The sequence below is a fragment of the Maritimimonas sp. 2405UD52-3 genome (assembly GCF_056591715.1).
This window is the reverse complement of the sequence record NZ_JBWQOL010000002.1, coordinates 528,277-550,229: the sequence shown is the minus strand read 5'-3', so window position 1 is coordinate 550,229 and position 21,953 is coordinate 528,277. Positions and strand designations below refer to the sequence as shown.

21 protein-coding genes and 1 tRNA gene are annotated in these 21,953 nt (G+C 34.3%); 13 read left to right on the top strand and 9 right to left on the bottom strand.

Going from position 1 to position 21,953, the window contains the following annotated elements; translation table 11 throughout:
• Positions 1-3 precede the first annotated feature (3 nt).
• The 12 genes from AC1EU5_RS06790 to AC1EU5_RS06735 all read left to right on the top strand — a co-directional run bounded on the left by AC1EU5_RS06790 (position 4) and on the right by AC1EU5_RS06735 (position 13,441).
• A complete protein-coding gene (locus AC1EU5_RS06790; protein WP_480191615.1) occupies positions 4-1,467 on the top strand; it encodes a UDP-N-acetylmuramoyl-L-alanyl-D-glutamate--2,6-diaminopimelate ligase in 1,464 nt (487 codons plus the stop codon).
• Positions 1,468-1,478: 11 nt separating this feature from the next.
• Positions 1,479-2,714: a phospho-N-acetylmuramoyl-pentapeptide-transferase gene (gene mraY, locus AC1EU5_RS06785; protein WP_480191614.1), complete on the top strand. Its 1,236-nt coding sequence runs from the start codon at positions 1,479-1,481 to the stop codon at positions 2,712-2,714.
• Position 2,715: 1 nt separating this feature from the next.
• Positions 2,716-4,047: a UDP-N-acetylmuramoyl-L-alanine--D-glutamate ligase gene (gene murD, locus AC1EU5_RS06780; RefSeq protein WP_480191613.1), complete on the top strand. Its 1,332-nt coding sequence runs from the start codon at positions 2,716-2,718 to the stop codon at positions 4,045-4,047.
• Complete coding sequence (locus AC1EU5_RS06775; protein WP_480191612.1) at positions 4,048-5,250, top strand: FtsW/RodA/SpoVE family cell cycle protein; 1,203 nt, start codon at positions 4,048-4,050, stop codon at positions 5,248-5,250.
• Positions 5,234-6,322: an undecaprenyldiphospho-muramoylpentapeptide beta-N-acetylglucosaminyltransferase gene (gene murG / locus AC1EU5_RS06770; protein ID WP_480191611.1), complete on the top strand. Its 1,089-nt coding sequence runs from the start codon at positions 5,234-5,236 to the stop codon at positions 6,320-6,322. The genes AC1EU5_RS06775 and murG overlap by 17 nt, the downstream gene beginning before the upstream one ends.
• Positions 6,319-7,668, top strand: a complete 1,350-nt coding sequence (murC, locus tag AC1EU5_RS06765; protein ID WP_480191610.1) for a UDP-N-acetylmuramate--L-alanine ligase — start codon at positions 6,319-6,321, stop codon at positions 7,666-7,668. Before murG ends, murC begins: the two co-directional genes overlap by 4 nt.
• Entirely contained in the window at positions 7,665-8,384 is a 720-nt protein-coding gene (locus AC1EU5_RS06760; protein ID WP_480191609.1) for a cell division protein FtsQ/DivIB, read from the top strand. The genes murC and AC1EU5_RS06760 overlap by 4 nt, the downstream gene beginning before the upstream one ends.
• 3 nt (positions 8,385-8,387) lie before the next feature.
• Complete coding sequence (gene ftsA / locus AC1EU5_RS06755; RefSeq protein WP_480191608.1) at positions 8,388-9,698, top strand: cell division protein FtsA; 1,311 nt, start codon at positions 8,388-8,390, stop codon at positions 9,696-9,698.
• Positions 9,699-9,761: 63 nt separating this feature from the next.
• Positions 9,762-11,624 carry a cell division protein FtsZ gene (gene ftsZ / locus AC1EU5_RS06750; protein WP_480191607.1) on the top strand — a complete coding sequence of 621 codons (1,863 nt, stop codon included), beginning with the start codon at positions 9,762-9,764 and terminating at the stop codon, positions 11,622-11,624.
• A gap of 89 nt (positions 11,625-11,713) precedes the next feature.
• The gene (locus AC1EU5_RS06745; protein ID WP_480191606.1) at positions 11,714-12,163 is read left to right on the top strand and encodes a GatB/YqeY domain-containing protein; all 450 of its coding nucleotides are present in this window, start codon (positions 11,714-11,716) and stop codon (positions 12,161-12,163) included.
• Between the two features lie 10 nt (positions 12,164-12,173).
• Positions 12,174-12,247, top strand: a tRNA-Arg gene (locus AC1EU5_RS06740).
• A gap of 408 nt (positions 12,248-12,655) precedes the next feature.
• A complete protein-coding gene (locus AC1EU5_RS06735) occupies positions 12,656-13,441 on the top strand; it encodes a zinc-dependent peptidase (RefSeq protein WP_480191605.1) in 786 nt (261 codons plus the stop codon).
• A gap of 91 nt (positions 13,442-13,532) precedes the next feature.
• On the opposite strand, the gene yiaA is transcribed toward AC1EU5_RS06735, so the two are convergent.
• Positions 13,533-14,024, bottom strand: coding sequence for an inner membrane protein YiaA (gene yiaA / locus AC1EU5_RS06730; RefSeq protein ID WP_480191604.1), 492 nt, complete (start codon positions 14,022-14,024; stop codon positions 13,533-13,535).
• A 151-nt stretch (positions 14,025-14,175) separates the two neighbouring features.
• On the opposite strand from yiaA, the gene AC1EU5_RS06725 reads away from it, so the two are divergent.
• A complete protein-coding gene (locus AC1EU5_RS06725) occupies positions 14,176-15,687 on the top strand; it encodes a hypothetical protein (RefSeq protein ID WP_480191603.1) in 1,512 nt (503 codons plus the stop codon).
• A 3-nt stretch (positions 15,688-15,690) separates the two neighbouring features.
• Here AC1EU5_RS06725 and AC1EU5_RS06720 read toward each other — a convergent pair whose 3' ends face one another.
• From AC1EU5_RS06720 to atpA, 8 genes are all read right to left on the bottom strand, one after another.
• Positions 15,691-16,077 carry a VOC family protein gene (locus AC1EU5_RS06720; protein ID WP_480191602.1) on the bottom strand — a complete coding sequence of 129 codons (387 nt, stop codon included), beginning with the start codon at positions 16,075-16,077 and terminating at the stop codon, positions 15,691-15,693.
• On the bottom strand, positions 16,074-16,538 hold the full coding sequence (locus tag AC1EU5_RS06715) for a DUF1801 domain-containing protein (RefSeq protein WP_480191601.1): 465 nt from the start codon (positions 16,536-16,538) through the stop codon (positions 16,074-16,076). The genes AC1EU5_RS06720 and AC1EU5_RS06715 overlap by 4 nt, the downstream gene beginning before the upstream one ends.
• Before the next feature lie 11 nt (positions 16,539-16,549).
• Entirely contained in the window at positions 16,550-17,017 is a 468-nt protein-coding gene (locus AC1EU5_RS06710) for a DUF4199 domain-containing protein (protein ID WP_480191600.1), read from the bottom strand.
• Between the two features lie 99 nt (positions 17,018-17,116).
• Positions 17,117-17,530 carry a response regulator transcription factor gene (locus AC1EU5_RS06705; protein WP_480191599.1) on the bottom strand — a complete coding sequence of 138 codons (414 nt, stop codon included), beginning with the start codon at positions 17,528-17,530 and terminating at the stop codon, positions 17,117-17,119.
• Between the two features lie 9 nt (positions 17,531-17,539).
• Complete coding sequence (locus tag AC1EU5_RS06700) at positions 17,540-18,478, bottom strand: 2-hydroxyacid dehydrogenase (RefSeq protein WP_480191598.1); 939 nt, start codon at positions 18,476-18,478, stop codon at positions 17,540-17,542.
• Positions 18,479-18,540: 62 nt separating this feature from the next.
• On the bottom strand, positions 18,541-19,347 hold the full coding sequence (locus AC1EU5_RS06695) for a hypothetical protein (RefSeq protein WP_480191597.1): 807 nt from the start codon (positions 19,345-19,347) through the stop codon (positions 18,541-18,543).
• Positions 19,348-19,436: 89 nt separating this feature from the next.
• On the bottom strand, positions 19,437-20,297 hold the full coding sequence (gene atpG, locus AC1EU5_RS06690) for an ATP synthase F1 subunit gamma (RefSeq protein ID WP_480191596.1): 861 nt from the start codon (positions 20,295-20,297) through the stop codon (positions 19,437-19,439).
• Between the two features lie 71 nt (positions 20,298-20,368).
• Positions 20,369-21,946 carry a F0F1 ATP synthase subunit alpha gene (gene atpA, locus AC1EU5_RS06685; protein ID WP_480191595.1) on the bottom strand — a complete coding sequence of 526 codons (1,578 nt, stop codon included), beginning with the start codon at positions 21,944-21,946 and terminating at the stop codon, positions 20,369-20,371.
• Between the last annotated feature and the right edge of the window lie 7 nt (positions 21,947-21,953).

Sequence of the window (21,953 nt, the reverse complement as noted above, 5' to 3'; positions counted from 1 at the left end):
TAGTTGAAGAATTTAAAAGACATATTATATAAAGTATCTGTCGAAGCTGTTTATGGCCCAACGGATATTAATGTTTCTGAAATTCACTTTGATTCTAGAAAAATATCTCAAGACGACGTGTTTGTGGCAATTAAAGGAACTGTTGTTGATGGGCATAAATTTATTGAAGAAGTTACGTCTAAACATGTTGCTGCAATCATTTGTGAGGAAATGCCTGCTCATAGAGATGAGAAAGTTACCTATGTATTAGTTTCTAATTCAAATGAAGCATTGGCAATTCTTTCAGCTAATTATTTTGAGAATCCCTCAAGTAAATTAAAGCTGATTGGTATTACAGGTACTAACGGCAAAACTACAATTGTCACATTGCTTTATGCAATGTTTAAAAAAGCAGGGTATAAAACGGGACTCTTGTCAACAGTAAAAGTGATGGTTGGTGACAATGAATTTTCCGCAACTCATACTACACCAGATTCAATTACTATCAATCGCTATTTAAATGAAATGGTTGAAGTAGGTATTGAATACTGTTTTATGGAAGTGAGTTCTCATGGTATTGATCAAAAGCGCTCTGAAGGATTACAGTTTACGGGAGGGATTTTTACAAATCTTTCACATGATCATTTAGACTATCATAATTCTTTCGCTGAATATAGAGATGTAAAGAAGAAATTCTTTGATGACCTACCAAAATCAGCGTTTGCCTTGGTAAACATTGATGATAAGAATGGTAAGGTAATGCTTCAAAATACGGGAGCTAAACAATACACATATGCTTTGAAAACGATAGCAGATTACAAAGCAAAAATTTTAGAGAATCAACTTAGTGGGTTACTACTAAATATTAATAACAATGAAGTTTGGACCAAGCTTATTGGCAATTTCAATGCATATAACTTATTGGCAATCTATGCCACAGCTGATCTTCTGGGTATTGAAGAGATAGAAAACCTTCGTCTTTTGAGCGGGCTAGAAAGCGTAAGTGGTCGTTTTCAGTATTTGGTCTCTGATTCCGGTATTACAGCTATTGTAGATTACGCACATACACCAGATGCTTTAAAAAATGTGCTAGAAACCATTAATACTATCAGAACGCACAATGAAAAGGTGATTACAGTAGTTGGTTGCGGAGGAGATAGAGATAAGACGAAACGTCCTAAAATGGCACATATTGCTTCTGAACTATCAAGTCAGGCCATTTTTACTTCAGACAATCCGCGCACTGAAGATCCGCAGATCATCATTGAGGATATGGAAGCGGGTGTTCAACCTCAGAATTATAAAAAGACCATTTCTATTGTAGATAGAAAACAAGCCATCAAAACTGCCAGTAAAATGGCCGAAAAAGGAGATATCGTATTGATCGCTGGTAAAGGACATGAAACCTATCAGGAAATCAATGGTGTAAAAACAGATTTTGATGACTATACCATAGTACAAGACATTTTAAAAGAATTAGAAAAATAAGGCGCTAAACCATGTTGTATTACTTATTTGAATACTTGGAAAAACATTATGACCTAGCTGGAGCGGGACTATTTCAATATATATCCTTTCGTTCTGCTGCAGCTTTTGTTTTTTCAATACTCATTTCAACCATTTTTGGGCGTCGTATCATTGATAAGTTGCGTCGATTGCAGGTGGGTGAATCCGTTCGCGATCTCGGTTTAGAAGGGCAAAAGGAAAAGACAGGTACACCAACAATGGGCGGTATCATTATCATTCTGGCAACAGTGATTCCTGTGTTGCTTTTTGCAGAACTAAGTAATGTGTATATCATCATACTATTGGTGTCTACCTTATGGATGGGTCTTATTGGATTTATTGATGATTATATCAAAGTTTTCAAAAAAGATAAAGAAGGTTTAAAAGGGCGATTTAAAATTTTAGGACAGGTTGGTTTAGGAGTTTTTGTGGGCTGTATGTTGTACTTCTCACCAAGTGTTACTGTAAAAGAGAAGAAAGAATTGCCGGCGACGGTTCAAGCCGAAATCCAACAAAAAAGCCCATCAGATTTATTTGAAAAAGAACACAAATCGTTAAAGACTACCATTCCTTTTGTTAAGAATAACGAATTCGATTATTCGTCGTTGGTAAGCTGGTTAGGTGATGAAGCTGAAAATTACAGCTGGATATTGTTTGTAATTATTGTTGTATTCATCATTACAGCAGTGTCTAATGGAGCCAACTTGACGGATGGAATTGATGGATTGGCAGCCGGTTCTTCAGCGATTATGGTAATGGCACTAGGCATTTTTGCATGGGTATCGGGTAACCTCATTTTTGCCAATTATTTGAATGTAATGTATATACCTCATTCCGGTGAAATGACTGTTTTTATAAGTGCTTTTGTAGGGGGCTTGATAGGGTTCTTATGGTACAATACATATCCCGCTCAGGTTTTTATGGGAGACACAGGCAGTTTGACAATAGGAGGAATCATTGCTGTGTTGGCCATTTCGGTTCGTAAGGAATTATTGATTCCCATCCTTGCGGGCATCTTTTTAGCAGAAAATTTATCGGTGGTATTACAGGTGAGTTATTTCAAGTATACCAAAAAGAAGTTTGGTGAAGGCAGGCGTATTTTCTTGATGTCACCCTTGCATCATCATTTTCAAAAGAAAGGATATCATGAAAGTAAAATAGTTGCCAGGTTCTGGATTATTGGAATCATGTTGGCAGTGTTATCAATCATCACTTTAAAAGTGAGATAGCATGAAGATAGCTGTATTAGGAGGAGGAGAAAGTGGTGTGGGTACAGCAGTATTGGCAAAACAAAAAGATTATAAAGTTTTTGTTTCTGATAAAGGAACAATTGCGGATAAATACAAGAAAGTTCTTTTACATAATGAAATAGTTTTTGAAGAAGGTAAGCATTCAGAATCACAGATTTTTGATGCAGATGTGGTCATGAAGAGCCCGGGTATTCCTGATAAAGTGGCTCTAATAGAGCGGCTAAAAGAAAAAGGTATTCCGGTGATTTCAGAGATTGAATTTGCAGGCAAATTTACAGATGCTACTGTAGTTGGGATAACAGGGAGTAATGGTAAAACTACCACAACATTATTGACGCATCACATCCTGAAAAAGGCAAGATTAAATGTGGGGGTGGCTGGAAATGTTGGCGACAGTTTTGCTTTGCAATTAGCAGAAAATGATCATAAAAACTACGTGTTAGAACTCAGTAGTTTTCAGTTAGATGGTATAGTTGATTTTGCACCGCATATAGCAATTATCACCAATATTTCTCCCGATCATTTGGATAGGTATGATTACAAGTATGAAAATTATATCGCATCAAAATTTAGGGTTACCATGAATCAAAAGGCATCTGATTATTTAATCTATGATGCTGATGATGAAGCCATAACAAATTGGTTGAAAAAAAATGAAACCAAGGCTGAACTTCTTCCTTTTTCACTAACAAAATCATTCCGTAAAGGAGCATATAAAGAGAATAATAACATCATAATACAAACCAATTCAAACAGATTTACAATGAGTATTACAAATCTAGCACTACAAGGAAGTCATAACATTAAGAATGCTATGGCATCTGGTATGGTGGCACAATTATTAAAGGTTAGAAATGAAACCTTAAGAGAGAGTTTAGAAGATTTTGAGAGTGTTGAGCACCGTCTGGAGCCGGTTTTGAAGATCAATGGTGTGCAATACATAAATGATTCAAAAGCCACCAATGTAAATGCAACATTTTATGCCTTAGATAGTATGCAGACAGATGTTGTTTGGATAGTTGGTGGGGTAGATAAAGGTAATGACTATTCAGATCTTTTGCCTTTTGTACATGAAAAAGTGAAAGCTATAATTTGTTTAGGAGTAGATAACTCTAAGATTATTGAAGCTTTTGGTAACGTGGTTGATTTTATGATTGAGACACAAGGCGCTGAAGAAGCTGTAAAAGTAGCTTATAAATTGGCGACAAAAGGCGATGCTGTTTTGCTATCTCCTGCATGTGCCAGTTTTGATTTATTTGATAATTATGAAGATAGAGGTAGACAATTTAAAGAAGCAGTAAGACAGTTGTAAATGACCAGAATCCTCAAAAACATACGAGGTGATAGAACTATTTGGGCTATAGTTGCTTTATTAGCAATATTTTCCTTTCTCCCAGTGTATAGCGCAAGTACTAATTTGGTATATGTAGTAGAAAATGGTACTACATGGGGCCACTTATTGAAGCATGGAATGTTATTGGTGCTAGGGTTTGTTATTATGTATGCTACCCATAAAATTCCATACAGATATTTTAGTGGCCTTTCTGTTTTATTGATACCTGTCATTATACTGCTACTTATTTATACATTAATGCAAGGCCAGACCATAAGTGGGGTGAATGCAAGTCGTTGGATACGAATCCCTTTTGTGGGGATAGGTTTCCAAACTTCTACTTTGGCAGGCGTGATTATTATGATGTATGTGGCTCGCTATCTTGCAAAAAATAAGAATAAAGAAATATTATTTAAAGAAAGTATTTTTCAATTATGGTTGCCGGTAGCCCTGGTTTTGATATTTATTTTACCCGCTAACTTTTCAACAACGGCAATCATTTTTACCTCTGTTTTAATCTTGACGTTTATAGGAGGATACCCCATAAAATATTTAGCATCAATAATAGGCTTAGGCGTTTTAGTCTTTGCTTTGTTCATTTTAACTGCCAAAGCCTTTCCTGATGCTTTTGAAGGAAGTAGAATAGATACTTGGGTGAATAGGATTGAAAATTTTGCAGAACCAGATGAAGAAGCAAATTATCAGGCTGAAAAAGCTAAGGTTGCAATCGCTTCTGGAGAAATCCAGGGTAAAGGTCCTGGTAAAAGTGTGCAAAAGAACTTTTTACCACAATCTTCATCAGATTTTATTTATGCCATTATTGTCGAAGAATTTGGACTTTTTGGAGCATTCTTTTTGTTGATTTCTTACTTAGGGTTACTCTTTAGAGTAATTATTGTGGCGAATAAAACAGAATCCATTTTCGGAACGCTTTTAGTCTTAGGTGTAGGTATTCCCATTGTGTTTCAAGCATTTATCAATATGGCTGTTGCGGTGGGATTGTTTCCGGTTACGGGACAGCCTTTACCGCTTATTAGCGCAGGAGGTACTTCCATATGGATGACTTGCTTCGCTCTTGGTATTGTGCTGAGTGTGAGTGCAAAACGAGAGGTAGACATGAGCAAGCATAAGAAATTGGATGATGATAATCCGTTAAAAATATTGCATGAAGCCATCGGTTAATATATTAATAAGTGGTGGTGGCACAGGAGGGCATATCTACCCTGCCATAGCTATTGCAAATGAACTCAAGCAACGCTATGCGAATGCTAAATTTTTATTTGTGGGTGCTAGGGATAGAATGGAAATGGAAAAAGTACCACAGGCAGGTTATGATATAGAAGGTCTTTGGATCTCGGGAATTCAAAGAAAGTTAACATTAAAGAACCTACTATTTCCATTTAAGTTGATGAGTAGTCTATGGAAAGCAAGAGGTATTGTGAAAAAGTTTAAACCTGATGTGGTTATTGGCACGGGAGGGTTTGCTTCTGGGCCCACATTGCAAATGGCAAATAGAAAAGGTATTCCAACGGTGTTACAAGAACAAAATTCATATCCGGGAATTACAAATAAAATGTTGTCAAAAAAAGCAAAGACTATTTGTGTGGCTTATGATGGATTAGAACGGTTTTTCCCGAGAGAAAAAATTGTAAAAACTGGGAACCCTGTACGTCAGGATTTGTTGGAGATTGATCATCATCGTACCAAAGGGCAAGATTTTTTCGGGTTGAACCCCAATAAAAAGACCGTATTGGTTTTAGGCGGAAGTTTAGGTGCCAGAGCTGTTAATCAATTAATAGAAAGCCAGATTGATTGGTTTTATAAAAATGATATTCAGTTAATATGGCAGACGGGTAAGCTCTATTATGATGAGTATAAAAAGTATCATAAAAATGCTATTCAAACACATGCTTTTTTAAATGATATGAACTTAGCGTATGCTGCTGCAGATATTGTTATTAGCAGAGCTGGGGCAGGTTCAATTTCTGAATTATGTATTGTTGGAAAGCCTGTCATTTTTATTCCTTCACCAAATGTAGCAGAAGACCATCAAACTAAAAATGCAATGGCCGTGGTAAATAAAAATGCTGCATTATTGGTTAAAGAATCTGAACTCAATTCTTTTCAATCGGTACTTGAAAATTTAATAGGTAATGAAGAGGAGCAATCAGTTTTAAGTGAAAATATAAAGAAATTGGCATTGCCTAATGCTACGAGGGACATTGTAAATGAAATAGAAAAATTGATTCATTGAATTTAAAGGATATACATAACATTTATTTCATTGGTATTGGTGGTATTGGTATGAGTGCCTTAGCTAGCTATTTTCATACAAATGGTAAGCATGTTTCTGGCTATGACAGAATACATGGCATTACAACAGATGCTTTAGAAACCCAAGGAGTGAAGATCAATTATGAAGATGAGATGCGTCATATTGAAGATTCTTTTTTGGATGTAAAAAATACATTGGTGGTATATACACCCGCCATCCCCGAGGATCACAAACAACTTAATTATTTTAAAGAAAAGAAATTTATAATTTTCAAACGCTCAGAAATTTTAGGCGAGATCACAAAAAATACATTTTGCTTTGCTGTGGCTGGTACGCATGGCAAGACAACCACATCAACTATTTTAGGTCATATTTTAACGGAATGTGGAATTAATGCAACATCGTTCTTAGGAGGTATTTCAGAAAATTATAATTCTAACCTGATTTTAGGGGGTGATGAAATTAGTGTAGTTGAAGCTGATGAATTTGACCGCTCTTTTTTAAGACTATCACCTAACATTGCCTGTATCACCTCTATGGATGCAGATCACTTAGATATCTATGGAGAATCAAAGGAGTTAGATGCATCTTTTATAGACTTTTCAAAATTAGTAACAGATAAGATTTTTGTTAAAAAAGGGTTGCCCATTGAAGGCATTACATATGGAATAGATGAGGAAGCTGATTACGTGGCAAAAAATATAAAAATACAACAGGGTAGCTATTATTTTGATGTTTTTACATCAGCTGAAAGCCTCAAAAATATTGAAATAACACTACCAGGAAAACATAATGTGCTAAATACTTTGGTAGCTCTGGCAATGGCTCATGATTACGGAATAAAACTCCAGGATATTGCCAGAGCTTTAAAAACATTTAAAGGGATTAAGCGTAGGTTTAATTTCAAAATTAAAACAAAAGATTTAGTATTGATTGATGATTATGCGCATCATCCTACAGAAATTAATGCGGTTTCGAATGCTGTAAAAGAACTATATCCTAAAAGGAGTATAGCAGTTGTGTTTCAACCGCATTTGTTTAGCAGAACAAAAGATTTTATTGATGATTTTGCCAGAAGTCTTGAAGTTTTTGATGAGGTAGTGTTGTTAGATATTTATCCGGCAAGGGAACTTCCGATAGATGGAGTAACATCTTCTTGGTTGCTGAGTAAGATTAACACTGTTCATAAGAAATTAGCCAGTAAGGAAAATTTGATGGATGAAGTATTAGAATTAAAATCAAAGATAATTGTAATGCTTGGTGCAGGTGATATAGGTGAGTTAGTCGATCCGGTTAAAGAAATTTTATTGAAAAGAGCATCATGAGAAAATATTTTATTTATATCAAAATCATTTTGTTTGTAGGTGTTTTGGTTTTCCTTTTTGGATTTACCTCTTATAGAAATAACATCAAAAAAGTAAGCGATATAGACATAAAATTCACCAACGGAGACAACCTTTTTATTACCTATGAAACGGTTAATAAATTGTTAATACAAAATTATGGCGCGCTTAAAACCCAGCCAAAAGAAACTATAATTTTGAGACATTTGGAAGAAACGCTGCAATCAAATGAAATGATTGAAAGTGTTAATGTTTTCTTAACGGTTGATCATAAGTTGTGCGCTACCATTACTCAAAAAACTCCCATAGCCAGAGTTGTAGACGAGGGTGTGGCTTATTACTTAGACGATAAGGGCGGTAAAATGCCATTGTCATCTAACTATTCCGCCAGAGTTCCATTGGTAAGTGGCTTGAATTCAAATAACGCTAAAGATTTGCATGAGTTAGCAAATATAATTTTTAGAGACCCTTTTTTACAAAAGCAAATAATTGCAATTGAAGCGAATCCTGAAAATGAATTCATATTAAGAACAAGAGTGGGCAATCAATCTATTGAGTTAGGAAGCTTAGATAACATTGATGCAAAATTTAAGAAACTAGAAGCTTTTTATAAAAAGGTTTTAAAAGATAAAACATTAGATACATACCAAACGATCAACTTGAAATATTACAATCAAGTTGTTTGTACAAAAAACTAAACCATGGAACACGAAAATATAGCAGTAGGTCTTGATATAGGTACCACAAAAATAGTTGCTATGATTGGTAAGGCCAATGAGTATGGCAAGATAGGAGTGCTTGGTATTGGTAAAGCCAAAAGCTTAGGTGTTCACAGAGGTGTAGTAAATAATATTACCCAGACCATTCAGTCTATACAACAGGCTGTAGAGGAAGCCGAGAGTATTGCCGAATACAAGATCAAAGATGTTGTGGTGGGTATAGCCGGTCAACATATAAGAAGCTTACATCATAGTGATTACATCACCAGACCTAATTCAGAAAAAGTTATTGATGATGCTGATATAGAAAAGCTTATTAGTCAGGTTCATAAGTTGGTTATGTTACCAGGTGAGGAAATTATTCATGTACTCCCACAAGATTATAAAGTTGATGGGCAAGCTGAGATCAAAAAGCCAATTGGTATGTATGGCGGCAGATTAGAAGCTAATTTTCATGTGGTAGTTGGTCAGGTGTCTTCTATTAGAAATATTGGTAGATGTATTAAAAGTGCGGGTCTAGAATTATCCAATATTACATTAGAACCACTTGCTTCAGCTGATGCAGTATTAAGCCAAGAAGAGAAAGAAGCGGGTGTGGCTTTAATTGATATAGGAGGTGGAACAACTGACTTAGCCATTTTTAAGGATGGTATTATCCGTCATACAGCTGTTATTCCTTTTGGAGGAAATGTGATTACTGAAGATATTAAAGAAGGATGTTCTATTATAGAAAAGCAGGCGGAATTATTAAAAACCAAATTTGGTTCTGCTTGGCCAGGAGAAAATAAAGAAAATGAGATTGTTTCTATTCCTGGTTTACGCGGAAGGGAGCCTAAAGAGATTACTTTGAAAAACCTCTCAAAGATAATTCATGCAAGGGTAGTTGAGATTATTGAGCAGGTCTATCTGGAAATTAAGAATTATGGTCATGAAGAGGCTAAGAAAAAACTAATTGCTGGAATTGTCTTGACAGGTGGTGGAGCAGAATTAAAGCATATCAAACAGCTTGTAGAATATATTACAGGTATGGATACGCGAATAGGCTATCCTAATGAGCATTTATCTGGAAATTCTGATATAGATATGTCAAGCCCTTCTTTTTCAACGGCAGTAGGTCTGTTGATGAAAGGCTTGAATCAAAAGCAGAAAGAATATCAAGCTCCAGCTGAAAATTTTGACACCACTGAATATCAAGAAGATAAGAAAGTAAAGGAAAAATCTATTGTTGAACGTAAGTCTATTTTTGAGAAATGGGCAGAGAAGTTTAGAGAGTTTTTAGATAACGCAGAGTAGGACTGAGGAAAAGAAACAAGACAAACGAAAATTATAATAAATACAATCCCAAAAAAATAAGTTATGAGTACAGAATTTGAAAGTATTTCATTCGACTTGCCAAAAAACCAATCTAACGTTATCAAGGTTATTGGTGTAGGCGGCGGAGGTAGTAATGCCGTAAATCACATGTATGAAAAAGGTATCAGAGGTGTTGATTTTGTGGTATGTAATACAGATGCACAAGCCTTACATAATAGTCCGGTGCCTACTAAAATTCAGTTAGGGGTTTCATTAACTGAAGGTTTAGGGGCAGGTGCAAATCCTGAAGTGGGTGAGCAAGCCGCTATGGAAAGTATGGAAGATATTAAAGCCATGCTAAGCACAAATTCTAAAATGGTATTTATCACCGTAGGCATGGGTGGTGGAACAGGAACCGGTGCTGCTCCTGTTATTGCAAGAATAGCAAAAGAAATGGATTTATTAACAGTTGGGATTGTAACAATTCCATTTTCTTTTGAAGGCAAAATGCGTAATGAACAAGCACAAAACGGAATTGCAAAACTTCGTGAGCATATTGACTCATTGGTTGTTATTAATAATAATAAGCTTAGAGAAGTCTATGGTAATCTTGGTTTCAAAGCTGGTTTTTCAAAAGCAGATGAAGTGCTGTCTACAGCGGCTACCGGAATTGCAGAAGTAATTACACATCACTATACTCAGAACATTGACTTAAAAGATGCGAAAACAGTATTAGCTAATAGTGGAACTGCAATTATGGGGTCTGCTACTGCTTCGGGATCAAATAGAGCTCAGGAAGCTATTACCAATGCATTAGATTCTCCATTATTGAATGATAATAGAATAACAGGTGCTAAGAATGTATTGCTCTTAATTGTATCAGGTACTACTGAAATTACAATTGATGAGATAGGTGAGATCAATGATTATGTGCAAAGTGAAGCTAAGAGTAATGTTGATATCATTATGGGTGTTGGTGAAGATGATTCACTAGGTGATGCCATAGCTGTTACAGTAATCGCAACGGGGTTTAATATGGAACAACAAATGGAGATAAGCGCTACGGAGTCGAAAAGAGTCATTCATACTTTAGAGGATGAACCTTCAAAGTCTATTGCTGAGTTAAAAAAGCCTGAGTCTGAAAAAAAAGTAATCAAACATGTTTTAGAGGATGAAGTGTATGAACAACCATTAGACTTGATTCCTACAACAGAATTGATCAATAATATAGATGTAGTTTATGAAGAAGTAGTTCCTGAGTATGTTGATGATTTTATCATTACTCCGGTAACAAAAAGGGAAGAAATTCAGGAAGAAGAAATAGAAGAAGAAAATCAAATTACATTAACATTTGATCTTCCGTTAACACCTAAGAAAAGCGTCGTAGAGGATAATGAGCATCAAGTAACAACACATGAGTTAATTTCTAATATTGATGAGATAAAAGTGGTTGATCCTATCAGGGTGAAGGCTGAGCATACAGACGATGGTAAAATTAGATATGGTTTAGAGGATTTTATGGTCAATGAAAATGAAAAAGTGACTCAAGCCCCTAAACAAGAAATGCAGGATGAAGAATTGCAATTTGACCTGCGAGTTGAGAAGAAACCTGTTGTTGATGCCAATGAGGTTCCTGAAGAAGAAATTTCTCCTTTAAATTTAACAATTGCAGAACTTGAGAAAAAGGCAGATGAGCGGAGACAGAAAATGAAAGAATTCAATTACAAATTCATTAATAGGATGAATAAAAATATAGAAGAAATTGAAAGTCAGCCCGCGTATAAGAGAATGGGTGTTGATCTAGAAGATGTTGAACCTTCATCAGAAACATCTACTAGTCAATCAAGAACCTCTTTAGGTACTGATGATAATAATGATATTCAGTTGCGATCAAACAATTCATTTTTGCATGATAACGTTGATTAACACTATTTAGTTTTTGTTTGTTAGAACCCAAATCTGCGTTCTGCAGGTTTGGGTTTTTTAGTATCTTTGCTTTCCTCAAAAAATAAGAAATGAGTTTACAACAAGAGCTTACCATAGCAATGAAAGAAGCTATGAAAGCTAAAGATCAAACTGCTTTAACAGCATTAAGAGCTGTGAAATCTGCTATTTTATTGGCAAAGACTGAAAGTGGTGCTAGTGGTGAGTTAACAGAAGAACAAGAGCTGAAGATTCTTCAGAAGTTGGTAAAGCAGCGTAAGGACAGTGCTGCAATTTATGAAGCTCAAGACCGTAAAGATTTGGCAGAGCCCGAATTGGGTGAAGCCGAGGTTATTGAGCAATTTTTGCCTGAGGCTCTTAGTGAAGAAGAAATAGAAGGTGTTATAATAGCTACCATAGAATCTATAGGAGCAGAAGGTATGAAAGATATGGGTAAGGTAATGGGGATAGTGAGCAATGAACTGGTAGGTCAGGCAGACGGCAAAACTATATCAACAATAGTCAAGAAGAATTTATCTTAAAGAGAGAAAAGGCCACGTAGCTCAGCTGAATAGAGCACTGGATTTCGGCTCCAGCGGTCGGGGGTTTGAATCCCTCCGTGGTCACGAATAAATCAAAAAGCGAGCAAAAATACAAAGCTTGCTTTTTTGTTTTTGCGGCTTTTTGATTTTCAAAGCTGCGCTTTGATGGATCAACGAGCGAAGCGATGTTAATTCTTGAAATTAAACTTGGTGTTTGCTTGAGTGTTTTTTACTTGAACTATTTTCAATCCCAATAACTATCGAGTAGGGTTTTGTAGAGTGAGCAAAGTTAATTGAGGTTAATTCGTATATCCTGACCATTTATTTAGCAATAAGCTCATTTTATTGATTTTAACTTGTTTTTAAGGCTATTTTTGCTATATTTGGTGAGAATAGCCCCTAAACCCCATTAACTAAACTAACCGTATTTTTAGGCCTTTTTTTAAAATGGTTCACTTTTTGAGGCTATCATTGTAACGTAACTCTTGAAATATGTTTAAGTTATTCAACTTATGGGTTAAAGGAAATGATTTAGCTGACAGGGCTATAAATCAAAGAGAGTTGAATGATTTTCAACGAGGGCTCATTGTGCGTTACTTTGCATTTTACAAAAAACTTTCAGATTCAGATAAGAGAAGATTTGAACACAGAGTACGTAAATTTATAGATAAGCATAACTTTGTAGGTAGGGAAGGTGTTGTGGTTACCGAGAAGATGAAATTGTTAATAGCTTCTTCTGCTATTATGCTGACGTTTGGTATGCGCCGTTATCTGTTTTCTCAGTTTGATAATATTATCATTTATCCTAAAAATTACTTGTCTCAGGTTACCAAACTAAGACATAAAGGAGAAGCAAACCCTAAATATAGAACTATCGTATTTTCATGGGAAGACTTTATGGATGGTATTAAAGTTGAAAATGATAATTTAAACTTAGGCTTGCATGAATTGACACATGCATTGCACCTTACTTTTGCCAGGAGAAGAAGCATTACAGCTATCAACTTTATGAAAAAGTTTGATGCTATGTTAGAAGAGTTGAAGGATAGAAAACTACAACGTAAAATAGCAGCAACGGGCTATCTGAGAAAATACGGATTTAGAAATAAGTATGAATTCTTAGCGGTAACGGTGGAGCATTTCTTTGAGACACCTGAAGAGTTTAAAGAAAAGCTACCTGAACTATATAAACATGTAAAAGGGATGTTGAGCCTAGATACGGCTGAATATTCTAAAAAAGTGGTTTTTTTTAAGAGCATACTACTGAGTTCTGCATAAGTAGAAAAGTTAATTGTTATGGAAGATAAACCCGATACTTTTATAAAAGTATCGGGTTTTTTTGGCAAAAGCCAATCATTAAAAAACAGCTTTATTCCTCTTCTGTAGTTTCTTCTTTCTTGCTGTCTATGTAGGCTATGTCTCGCGTATTTTTCTGAACGGCTATGGCAGCATACATACTTAATACAAATGAGATTCCATAGAATCCTTTTTCGCTTAATAATAAATCAGCATTCCATAAACCAATGACTAATAATAAAACCGAGGTAATTGTGGTGAACCAACTTATTCCGTAATATATTTCTGTTACCGGAATACCTTCCTGTTTGTCACGTACTGCTTTTTGAACCGAGATTACAGAGAATAAACCGAATAAAAGTATGGTGAAATAATAGCCTTTTTCATTGAGTAACATATCTGCATTCCATAAACCAATGCAATATGAGGTTATTCCTATTAAAAGTACAAACCATGAAGCTCCAATAAATGCTGAAGTTGGCTTTTGATCAAAGCTTTTTTTAGTCTCTTGCTTCTTTTTCTGTTTTGAGTCTTCTTTTAATGTGACTGTAGTTTGATAATTCATTTTTTATTTTTTAATGATTATGGAGCAAATATGTGATGAAGTGAGTTGATAAAGAATATTTTTTTATATTTAAACTGATGAATAAAATTATTTTATAAATTTTTAATTTATTAATAATAAACAATTTATATGTTTTAAAACTGATGATATAATGATTGATATTAAAACGGTTGTTTCTACATTTTCAGAGGATGAACAGAAGCGTTTTGTAAAATATTTAAAAGAAAAGAATCGAAGAAAGAGTACTAAAAATATTCAACTTTTTAGCTTATTGGCAAGTAGTAATACTAGTTCAAAAGAGACTTTTAGAATCTTATACGGGAGCAGTAGAAATAAGGATGCCTATCATGCTTTAAGGAAGCGCTTATTGAATTCGATTATTGATTTTATTGCTATCATGAACCTTGAAGAAGAGAATTCTGAAAGGATGCAGACCATTAAGTATATATCTACGGCACGATTTCTCCTTGAGCAAGGTCAACATAAATTAGCTTTTAAATTGCTTAATAAAGTTGAGGCTATAGCAAAGGAAGAGTATTTCTATAACTATTTGAATGAAATATATCATATTAAGATTCAGTTCGCCCATACCTATCCTTTTGAAGAAATAGACGCAATCATATCAGAGTTTAAGCAAAACCAAAAGCTCTATTATCTTGAAGAAGAGCTCAATTTAGTATATGCTAAAGTCAGAAAGAGTTTAAAAAATATAATGCATGAAGGTGAGGTTATAAATTTTCAAGTTGTTTTAGAACAAGTATTAAATGAACATAATATTAGCTTAAATGACTCCATTTCTTTCAAATCTCTGTATCAATTGTTAACCATAGCTAATATTTCAGCTTTTGTGAGCAAGGATTATCTTCAGGTTGAATCTTTTATGCTAGAAATCTATAACCTATTAAAGAATAATAAAGGAAGGAATAGGCAACCATATTATCACATACAGGTGCTATATATCATGGCGAACATGTTATTCAGAAATAAAAAGTTTGATGAGTCACAATATTACTTAAATCTTATGCTGCAAGAAATGCAAGAAGGGAAAGGCAAATATTACAAACGATTCTTAACTAAATATAATTTACTTAGAGCTTTGAATCTTAATTATTCTGGAAACTTTGAAGAGGCAATTGAACTATTGAGCTCTTTTATTGGTAAAAAATACAAACACCTAGAAACACATTTAGACATTTATTTGAGCTTATTGGTTTTCTACTTTCAACAAAAGGAATTAGCCAAGGCATATAGTATGTTATCTAAGTTGTACCACACTGATAAATGGTATATAGAGAAAGCAGGGAAAGAATGGGTAATTAAAAAGAACTTAATTGCTATTCTTTTATCTCTTGAGTTAGAATATTTTGACTTGTTTGAATCACAACTCCTGAGCTTCAAAAGGAACTATTCCAATTATTTAAAAGAAATTGATCAAGAGCGCGTGCTTACTTTCTTGAAACTAGTTGAAATGTATTATAAGAACCAAGAAATAGTTAATACACCTACATTCTATAAAACTGTAGAATCTTCTTTTGATTGGATAGGCGCGAAACGTGAAGATATTTTTGTTATGAGTTTCTACGCTTGGCTCAAAAGTAAAATGGAACAAAATTCAATTTATAAAACTACGCTGAATCTTGTGAGAAAAGCACAGGAACTATAATTGTCATAAGAATGCCGCATCCTTAGGCTCCCATAGTTCAATTTTATTACCGTCAAGGTCAACGATCCAACCGAATTTTCCATAGTCAAACTCTTGTATTTCTCCTACAATTGTAACACCTTCCTTTTTGAGTTCTTCTAGTAATTCAACTAAGTTTTCTACGCGATAGTTAAACATGAAATCTTTCTTTGAAGGTTCAAAATAAGTTGTGTCATCTTTGAAAGGGCTCCATTGTGTTGAGCAATCGTTTCCTTCTTTATCCTTCCACCAGAAGGTGCAACCCCAATCATCTGTGTTGAAACCCAAATGTTTTTGATACCAATCTTTCGCCGCTTTTGGATCTTTTGTTTTAAAGAATAATCCACCTATACCGGTAACTCTATTTTTCATTTTTTTCTATTTTTTACATTTGTTTCATAAAGATCAATCCATTGATCAGCTGTCATTTTTGTTACTAACTCTGCAATCAATTCATACGGGATTTCATCAATATGTTTAAAGCGAATACAACTCTTACCCATATCTAGTTTACGCTTACTATGTTTTGGGAATTCTGATACAAACCAATCTAGCAGTTTTTTATCAGCATAAATACCACTATGGTACAGATTTATAGAGTTTTTCTGTGAAGCTACATTCATAAAAGGCAGGGGTAGCTTCGGATCACAATGATAACCTTCAGGGTATTTAGAATGAGGCACATAATAGCCAATCATTTTATAATTGATGCCTTCTTCAAATCCTTTAGGAAGATTGTCTAAAATGGTCTTTCTTAATTTATTTACAGCAGCTTGCCTTTCCTCCGGAATTTGCTCTATATAATGATCAACTGATGTTGCTTCGTATTGCATATTATTTGATTTTAAGAGGGTTTACGTTGTAGAATTAATCCTGATATTAAAGATATAATAAATCCTATAATCGTAACAAGAACGAACATAAATAGTGCAGCGGTAGTGCTCGTCATCTCAATAATTTCATCTTCTTTTCCTTGATCAATAAGCATCTGCTCATAATTGCTAAAGAAAGAAGGATCTATAAATTTGGTATAGATGAAATCGGCAATTGCTATTCCCAGACCAACGAGTAATGAGATAAGAACACCAATGACGATTGCTTTTCCGATTGTTAGGCTACCATTATTTACATGATCTCTATAATGTTTAATACCAAAGAAAATAAATGAAAGTGATAATAGTATAGAAACATAACCCAGTATTTCGTTTGTTTTAAAATCTAAATTGTCAATTCCTAAAACTAGGTGTAGGGTGAAAATAATGAATCCGGTTATTAATCCGTAAGCACCATATTTTAAAACTGTTGCTTTCATTGAAATTTGTTTTTAACGTTTAATGAGTGCTAAAGTAGATTTATGGTTACTTTTAATACTCATACTAAAGTACCAAACTACTCATACTTTAGTTTAAAATTAAATAATACGATTTGATTTAGCTATTTGTACAGCTTGAGTACGTCGTTTTGCATTCAGTTTTAAGAGTACATTTGAAACGTGTGTTTTAATCGTACTTTCTGATAAAAACAAGGAATCGGCTATTTCTTTATTAGAAAGTCCTTCTGCAATTTTTTGGAGTACTTCATACTCTCTAGAACTGATATCTAATTCTTTAATTTTTTGATGATCAATTTCCTTACGAGTTTCTACGATAGAACTACTAAGACTCTTCTTGTTAATATATGTACCAACAAAAAAGAAAACAACGGCAATAAAAGCAATAACAAATTCTATTTCTAAATTATTTGAAATCAGCGCATATTTACTAAAATGAAACAATAGCAGCAATGCTAGGATAAGTAAACCGAAAACAAGAATCGTTTTCTTCATGCCAGAAAGTTAGCAAAATTTTGTTTTTACTTTGTCGACAATCGTTTGTGCTAATTTCTCTTTACTTTCAACTGTCCATCCGGCAACATGAGGTGATAAAAGCACTTTATCAGAATGAATCAGGTATTCAAATGCTTCCGGTAGTGCATCATCTGTAAATAAATTTTCAAAGGACGCTTTTTCGTATTCGAGTACGTCTAGGCCAACTCCTAAAACCTTACCTGATTTTAAAGCTTTAACCAAATCTTTTGTTACAACAGATTTACCACGTGCGGTATTAATTAACCAAAAAGGTTTTTTAAAAGTATTAATAAAGTTGGTGTTAACCATATTGATGGTCAACTCGGTTTGAGGTGTGTGCAAACTGACAATATCTGCCTTTTCTTGAAGTTCTTCTAAAGAAACTTGTTTACAATTTTTATCTCCAACATTAGGCAATATGTCAAAGCAAAGTACTTCAACGTCAAAACCACGAAGCTTTTTGGCAAAAGCTTTACCCATATTTCCATAGCCAATTAGGCCAATAGTTTTTCCGTCAAGTTCCATACCTCTATTATCTTCACGTAGCCACTTACCTTCACGAACTTCTCTATCAGCTTTATTGAGTTTATTAAATAGTGACAGTAACAGTCCCAATGCATGCTCCCCCACGGCATTTCTGTTACCTTCAGGAGCGGCGATTAATGCTATTCCTTTAGATTTAGCATAATCACAGTCAATATTTTCTAACCCTGCACCTACGCGACCTATGAATTTTAGATTTGTCGCTTTGTCTAAAAAAGCTTTATCTATGGTGAATCGACTTCTAATAATAATACCATCATAATCAGCAATTATTTGTTGAACAACATCTTTTGAGGAAGCATAATCTTCATCACATTTAAAGCCTAGATTTTCTAATCCGGTTTTTAAAATTTCATGATTGGTGTCAAGTAGGAGTACTTTCATTTTATTAAAAATAAAAACACCCAAAGTTAAGAAACTCTGGGTGTTAAAAATTTAAGTTATATTTAGTTACAATCATATTCACCGAATTTTGGAAGGTTGTTTTCTTCATACTCAAAATTAACAGTATAAAAATAACTTTCTTCAATGTGCCAATCCTCATTATTAGTTTGGCTTTCTACTACATATTTATGAGTTCCGTAATTGTTTTTAGATAAAGACCTGTAGAAGGCACCTCTCAAGTAAAATAAACCCTCGAAAGGATTTTCTTTATCATCATATTCTTCAAAAGTGTGAACAGCTCTCCTAACAATCCTCGTATTATCTTGAAAAGTTCGGTCATAAAGAATAGCTTCAATTCTTATCAAATTATCGTTTATATATTCATATGAATGTATAACGTTTGACTTTTTATCTACACCCTCAACAATTTTATTGTTTAAATATTTAAAAGAGAAAGATTTATAAGGAAAAGTTCTGTTCATTTCAATAACACTTCCAAGGTCATTTAATTTGAAAGAGATGTCACTATAAAAATAAGGGTCACCAAGCTCTTTTTTATAAATTCTAATGGAATCTTTGAAATGTGCAATTGAGTCATAGATTGTTTTTGAAAAAAAACTACTAAATCCTAATGAAGGATCTAATGAGATAATCCCACCATTTGTTCTTGTAATTTTACCATGTTTATCTCGAATAAATTCTATTAAACCATCATTCTCTGGGTTATTAAGAATAGAACCATTATCCGTAAGTTCGAGAAAAGAAAAATGAGAGTTTTTTAATTCACAACTTTTTTCTTCAGAAATAGATTCATCTGAATTACAACAAAATAGTGATAGAGCAAATAATATAAATAGAGTTTTCTTCATAGCGTTTTATCTAAAAGTTAGACAAATAAAATAAAAAAACCCAAGACAATTGATTGTTTGGGTTTTTAAGAATTATTTTTTGATTTTGTTTATCCGTTCAATGCTTCAGCACCACTAACAATCTCTAAAATTTCATTGGTAATAGCAGCTTGACGAGCTTTGTTATAACTCAATAGTAGTTCATCACGCATTTCTGTAGCATTATCTGTTGCCTTGTGCATGGCAGTCATACGCGCGCCATGTTCCGCAGCAAAAGAGTCACGAACTGCCTTGTACAATTGTGTTTTTAATGACTTAGGAATCAATCCTTGAACAATTTCTTCTTTAGAAGGCTCAAAAATATAATCTAAGTTAGCACTGGTATCTTTTTCCGCAGGAACGATCGGTAGGAATTGCTCAACAGTTGTTATTTGTGTTGCAGCATTCTTAAACTTATTATAGACTAAAATAATCTTGTCGTAATTTCCTTCTGCATACAAATGCATCAATTCTTCAGCAATAGTAGCAGCGTTGGTAAATGTTAATTCATCAAACAATTCACTTTTGTTACCAACAACATTATATTCTTTTGATAACAGATCATTTCCTTTTTTACCGATGCTATATACATCTACCTCTTTTCCATCAAAGTCATTTGTTATAACGTCAATAGATTTTTTAATAATAGAAGAATTAAAAGCACCACATAACCCTCTATTTGAAGTAACCGCAACCAGTAAAACTTTGTTTACTTCACGTTCGTTTGCATAAACTCCACCTGAATCACTATCTAAAGTAGCACTCAAGTTCTGTAATAACTCAGTTAATTTATTTGAATATGGACGCATAGCAGTAATTGCATCTTGGGCTTTTTTCAACTTAGCGGCAGATACCATTTTCATAGCACTTGTAATCTGCATGGTTGAACCAATAGATGTAATTCTGTTACGTATTTCTTTTAAGTTTGCCATTTTTCAGGGTATGAGTTATAAGTGTCAAGTGATGAGTAATTCAAAACTCAATACTTAAAATTCAAAATTAATTAAGCGTATTTAGCTGATAGTTCTTCAGCAGCATTTTCTAATACAGCAATAGTTTCATCAGTAAGCTTACCCGCTTTTAACGTATCTAATGTATCTCTATGCTTAGCATTCAAATAAGCTAAGAAATCTTTCTCAAATTCTTTCACTTTATCAACAGGAACGTTTCTTAATAAATTCTTAGAACCTGCATAGATAATTGCTACTTGATCTTCAACCGTAAATGGATCATTCTGAGATTGCTTTAAGATCTCAACATTACGCTTCCCTTTTTCAATTACATTCATTGTAGCAGCATCAAGATCAGAACCGAACTTAGCAAATGCTTCTAGTTCGCGGTACTGTGCTTGATCTAGCTTCAACGTACCTGCAACCTTCTTCATTGATTTGATCTGTGCAGAACCACCCACACGTGATACAGAGATACCCACATTAATTGCAGGACGCACACCAGAGTTAAATAAATCTGATTCTAAGAAGATCTGTCCATCAGTAATAGAAATTACATTTGTTGGAATATATGCTGATACATCACCTGCCTGAGTTTCAATAATTGGTAATGCTGTTAGTGAACCACCACCTTTTACTTTTCCTTTTAGAGCATCAGGTACATCATTCATCTGTGCCGCAATAGTATCATCGTTAATGACCTTAGCAGCACGCTCTAGTAACCTAGAGTGTAAATAGAATACATCACCAGGATAAGCCTCACGTCCTGGAGGTCTTCTTAATAATAATGATACTTCACGATATGCAACCGCTTGCTTTGATAAATCATCATAGATAATTAAAGCAGGACGACCAGTATCTCTAAAATATTCACCAATTGAAGCACCTGCCATAGGGGCATATACCTGCATTGGAGCTGGATCAGAAGCGTTTGCGGCAACAATAGTAGTATACGCTAAGGCACCTCTTTCTTCTAACATATTTGCAATAGCAGCAACAGTAGAACCTTTTTGACCTATGGCAACATAGATACAGTAAACAGGCTCACCAGCATCATAAAATTCTTTTTGATTTAAGATGGTATCTAGCGCAACTGTAGATTTACCTGTTTGACGGTCGCCAATAATTAATTCACGCTGACCTCTACCGATTGGAATCATGGCATCAATAGCTTTAATACCCGTTTGTAAAGGCTCATTTACTGGTTGACGATAAATTACACCCGGTGCTTTACGTTCTAATGGCATTTCAAACGTTTCGCCTTCAATAGGGCCTTTACCATCAATTGGCTCACCTAAGGTATTTACAACTCTACCTACAATGCCTTCACCTACGCGCAACGATGCAATACGCTCAGTACGTTTAACAGTTGCGCCTTCTCTAATTGAAGTTGAAGGACCTAATAATACAACACCTACATTATCTTCTTCTAAGTTCAATACAATCCCTTCAAGGCCGTTTTCAAATTGAACTAATTCACCATATTGCGCATTGGCCAAACCATATACACGTGCAATACCATCACCTACTTGTAATACGGTACCAACCTCATCTAATGTAGCTTTGTTGTCAAAACCTGAAAGTTGTTGTTTTAAAATTGCTGATACTTCAGCTGGTTTTATTGTTGCCATCTTATTA

Bases quoted from the DNA above. Each gene is read 5' to 3' on its own strand.
- mraY (WP_480191614.1), top strand. From the start codon at position 1,479: ATGTTGTATTACTTATTTGAATACTTGGAAAAACATTATGACCTAGCT.
- murD (WP_480191613.1), top strand. From the start codon at position 2,716: ATGAAGATAGCTGTATTAGGAGGAGGAGAAAGTGGTGTGGGTACAGCA.
- AC1EU5_RS06775 (WP_480191612.1), top strand. From the start codon at position 4,048: ATGACCAGAATCCTCAAAAACATACGAGGTGATAGAACTATTTGGGCT.
- murG (WP_480191611.1), top strand. From the start codon at position 5,234: ATGAAGCCATCGGTTAATATATTAATAAGTGGTGGTGGCACAGGAGGG.
- AC1EU5_RS06760 (WP_480191609.1), top strand. From the start codon at position 7,665: ATGAGAAAATATTTTATTTATATCAAAATCATTTTGTTTGTAGGTGTT.
- ftsA (WP_480191608.1), top strand. From the start codon at position 8,388: ATGGAACACGAAAATATAGCAGTAGGTCTTGATATAGGTACCACAAAA.
- ftsZ (WP_480191607.1), top strand. From the start codon at position 9,762: ATGAGTACAGAATTTGAAAGTATTTCATTCGACTTGCCAAAAAACCAA.
- AC1EU5_RS06745 (WP_480191606.1), top strand. From the start codon at position 11,714: ATGAGTTTACAACAAGAGCTTACCATAGCAATGAAAGAAGCTATGAAA.
- AC1EU5_RS06735 (WP_480191605.1), top strand. From the start codon at position 12,656: ATGTTTAAGTTATTCAACTTATGGGTTAAAGGAAATGATTTAGCTGAC.
- yiaA (WP_480191604.1), bottom strand. From the start codon at position 14,024: ATGAATTATCAAACTACAGTCACATTAAAAGAAGACTCAAAACAGAAA.
- AC1EU5_RS06725 (WP_480191603.1), top strand. From the start codon at position 14,176: ATGATTGATATTAAAACGGTTGTTTCTACATTTTCAGAGGATGAACAG.
- AC1EU5_RS06720 (WP_480191602.1), bottom strand. From the start codon at position 16,077: ATGAAAAATAGAGTTACCGGTATAGGTGGATTATTCTTTAAAACAAAA.
- AC1EU5_RS06715 (WP_480191601.1), bottom strand. From the start codon at position 16,538: ATGCAATACGAAGCAACATCAGTTGATCATTATATAGAGCAAATTCCG.
- AC1EU5_RS06710 (WP_480191600.1), bottom strand. From the start codon at position 17,017: ATGAAAGCAACAGTTTTAAAATATGGTGCTTACGGATTAATAACCGGA.
- AC1EU5_RS06705 (WP_480191599.1), bottom strand. From the start codon at position 17,530: ATGAAGAAAACGATTCTTGTTTTCGGTTTACTTATCCTAGCATTGCTG.
- AC1EU5_RS06700 (WP_480191598.1), bottom strand. From the start codon at position 18,478: ATGAAAGTACTCCTACTTGACACCAATCATGAAATTTTAAAAACCGGA.
- AC1EU5_RS06695 (WP_480191597.1), bottom strand. From the start codon at position 19,347: ATGAAGAAAACTCTATTTATATTATTTGCTCTATCACTATTTTGTTGT.
- atpG (WP_480191596.1), bottom strand. From the start codon at position 20,297: ATGGCAAACTTAAAAGAAATACGTAACAGAATTACATCTATTGGTTCA.
- atpA (WP_480191595.1), bottom strand. From the start codon at position 21,946: ATGGCAACAATAAAACCAGCTGAAGTATCAGCAATTTTAAAACAACAA.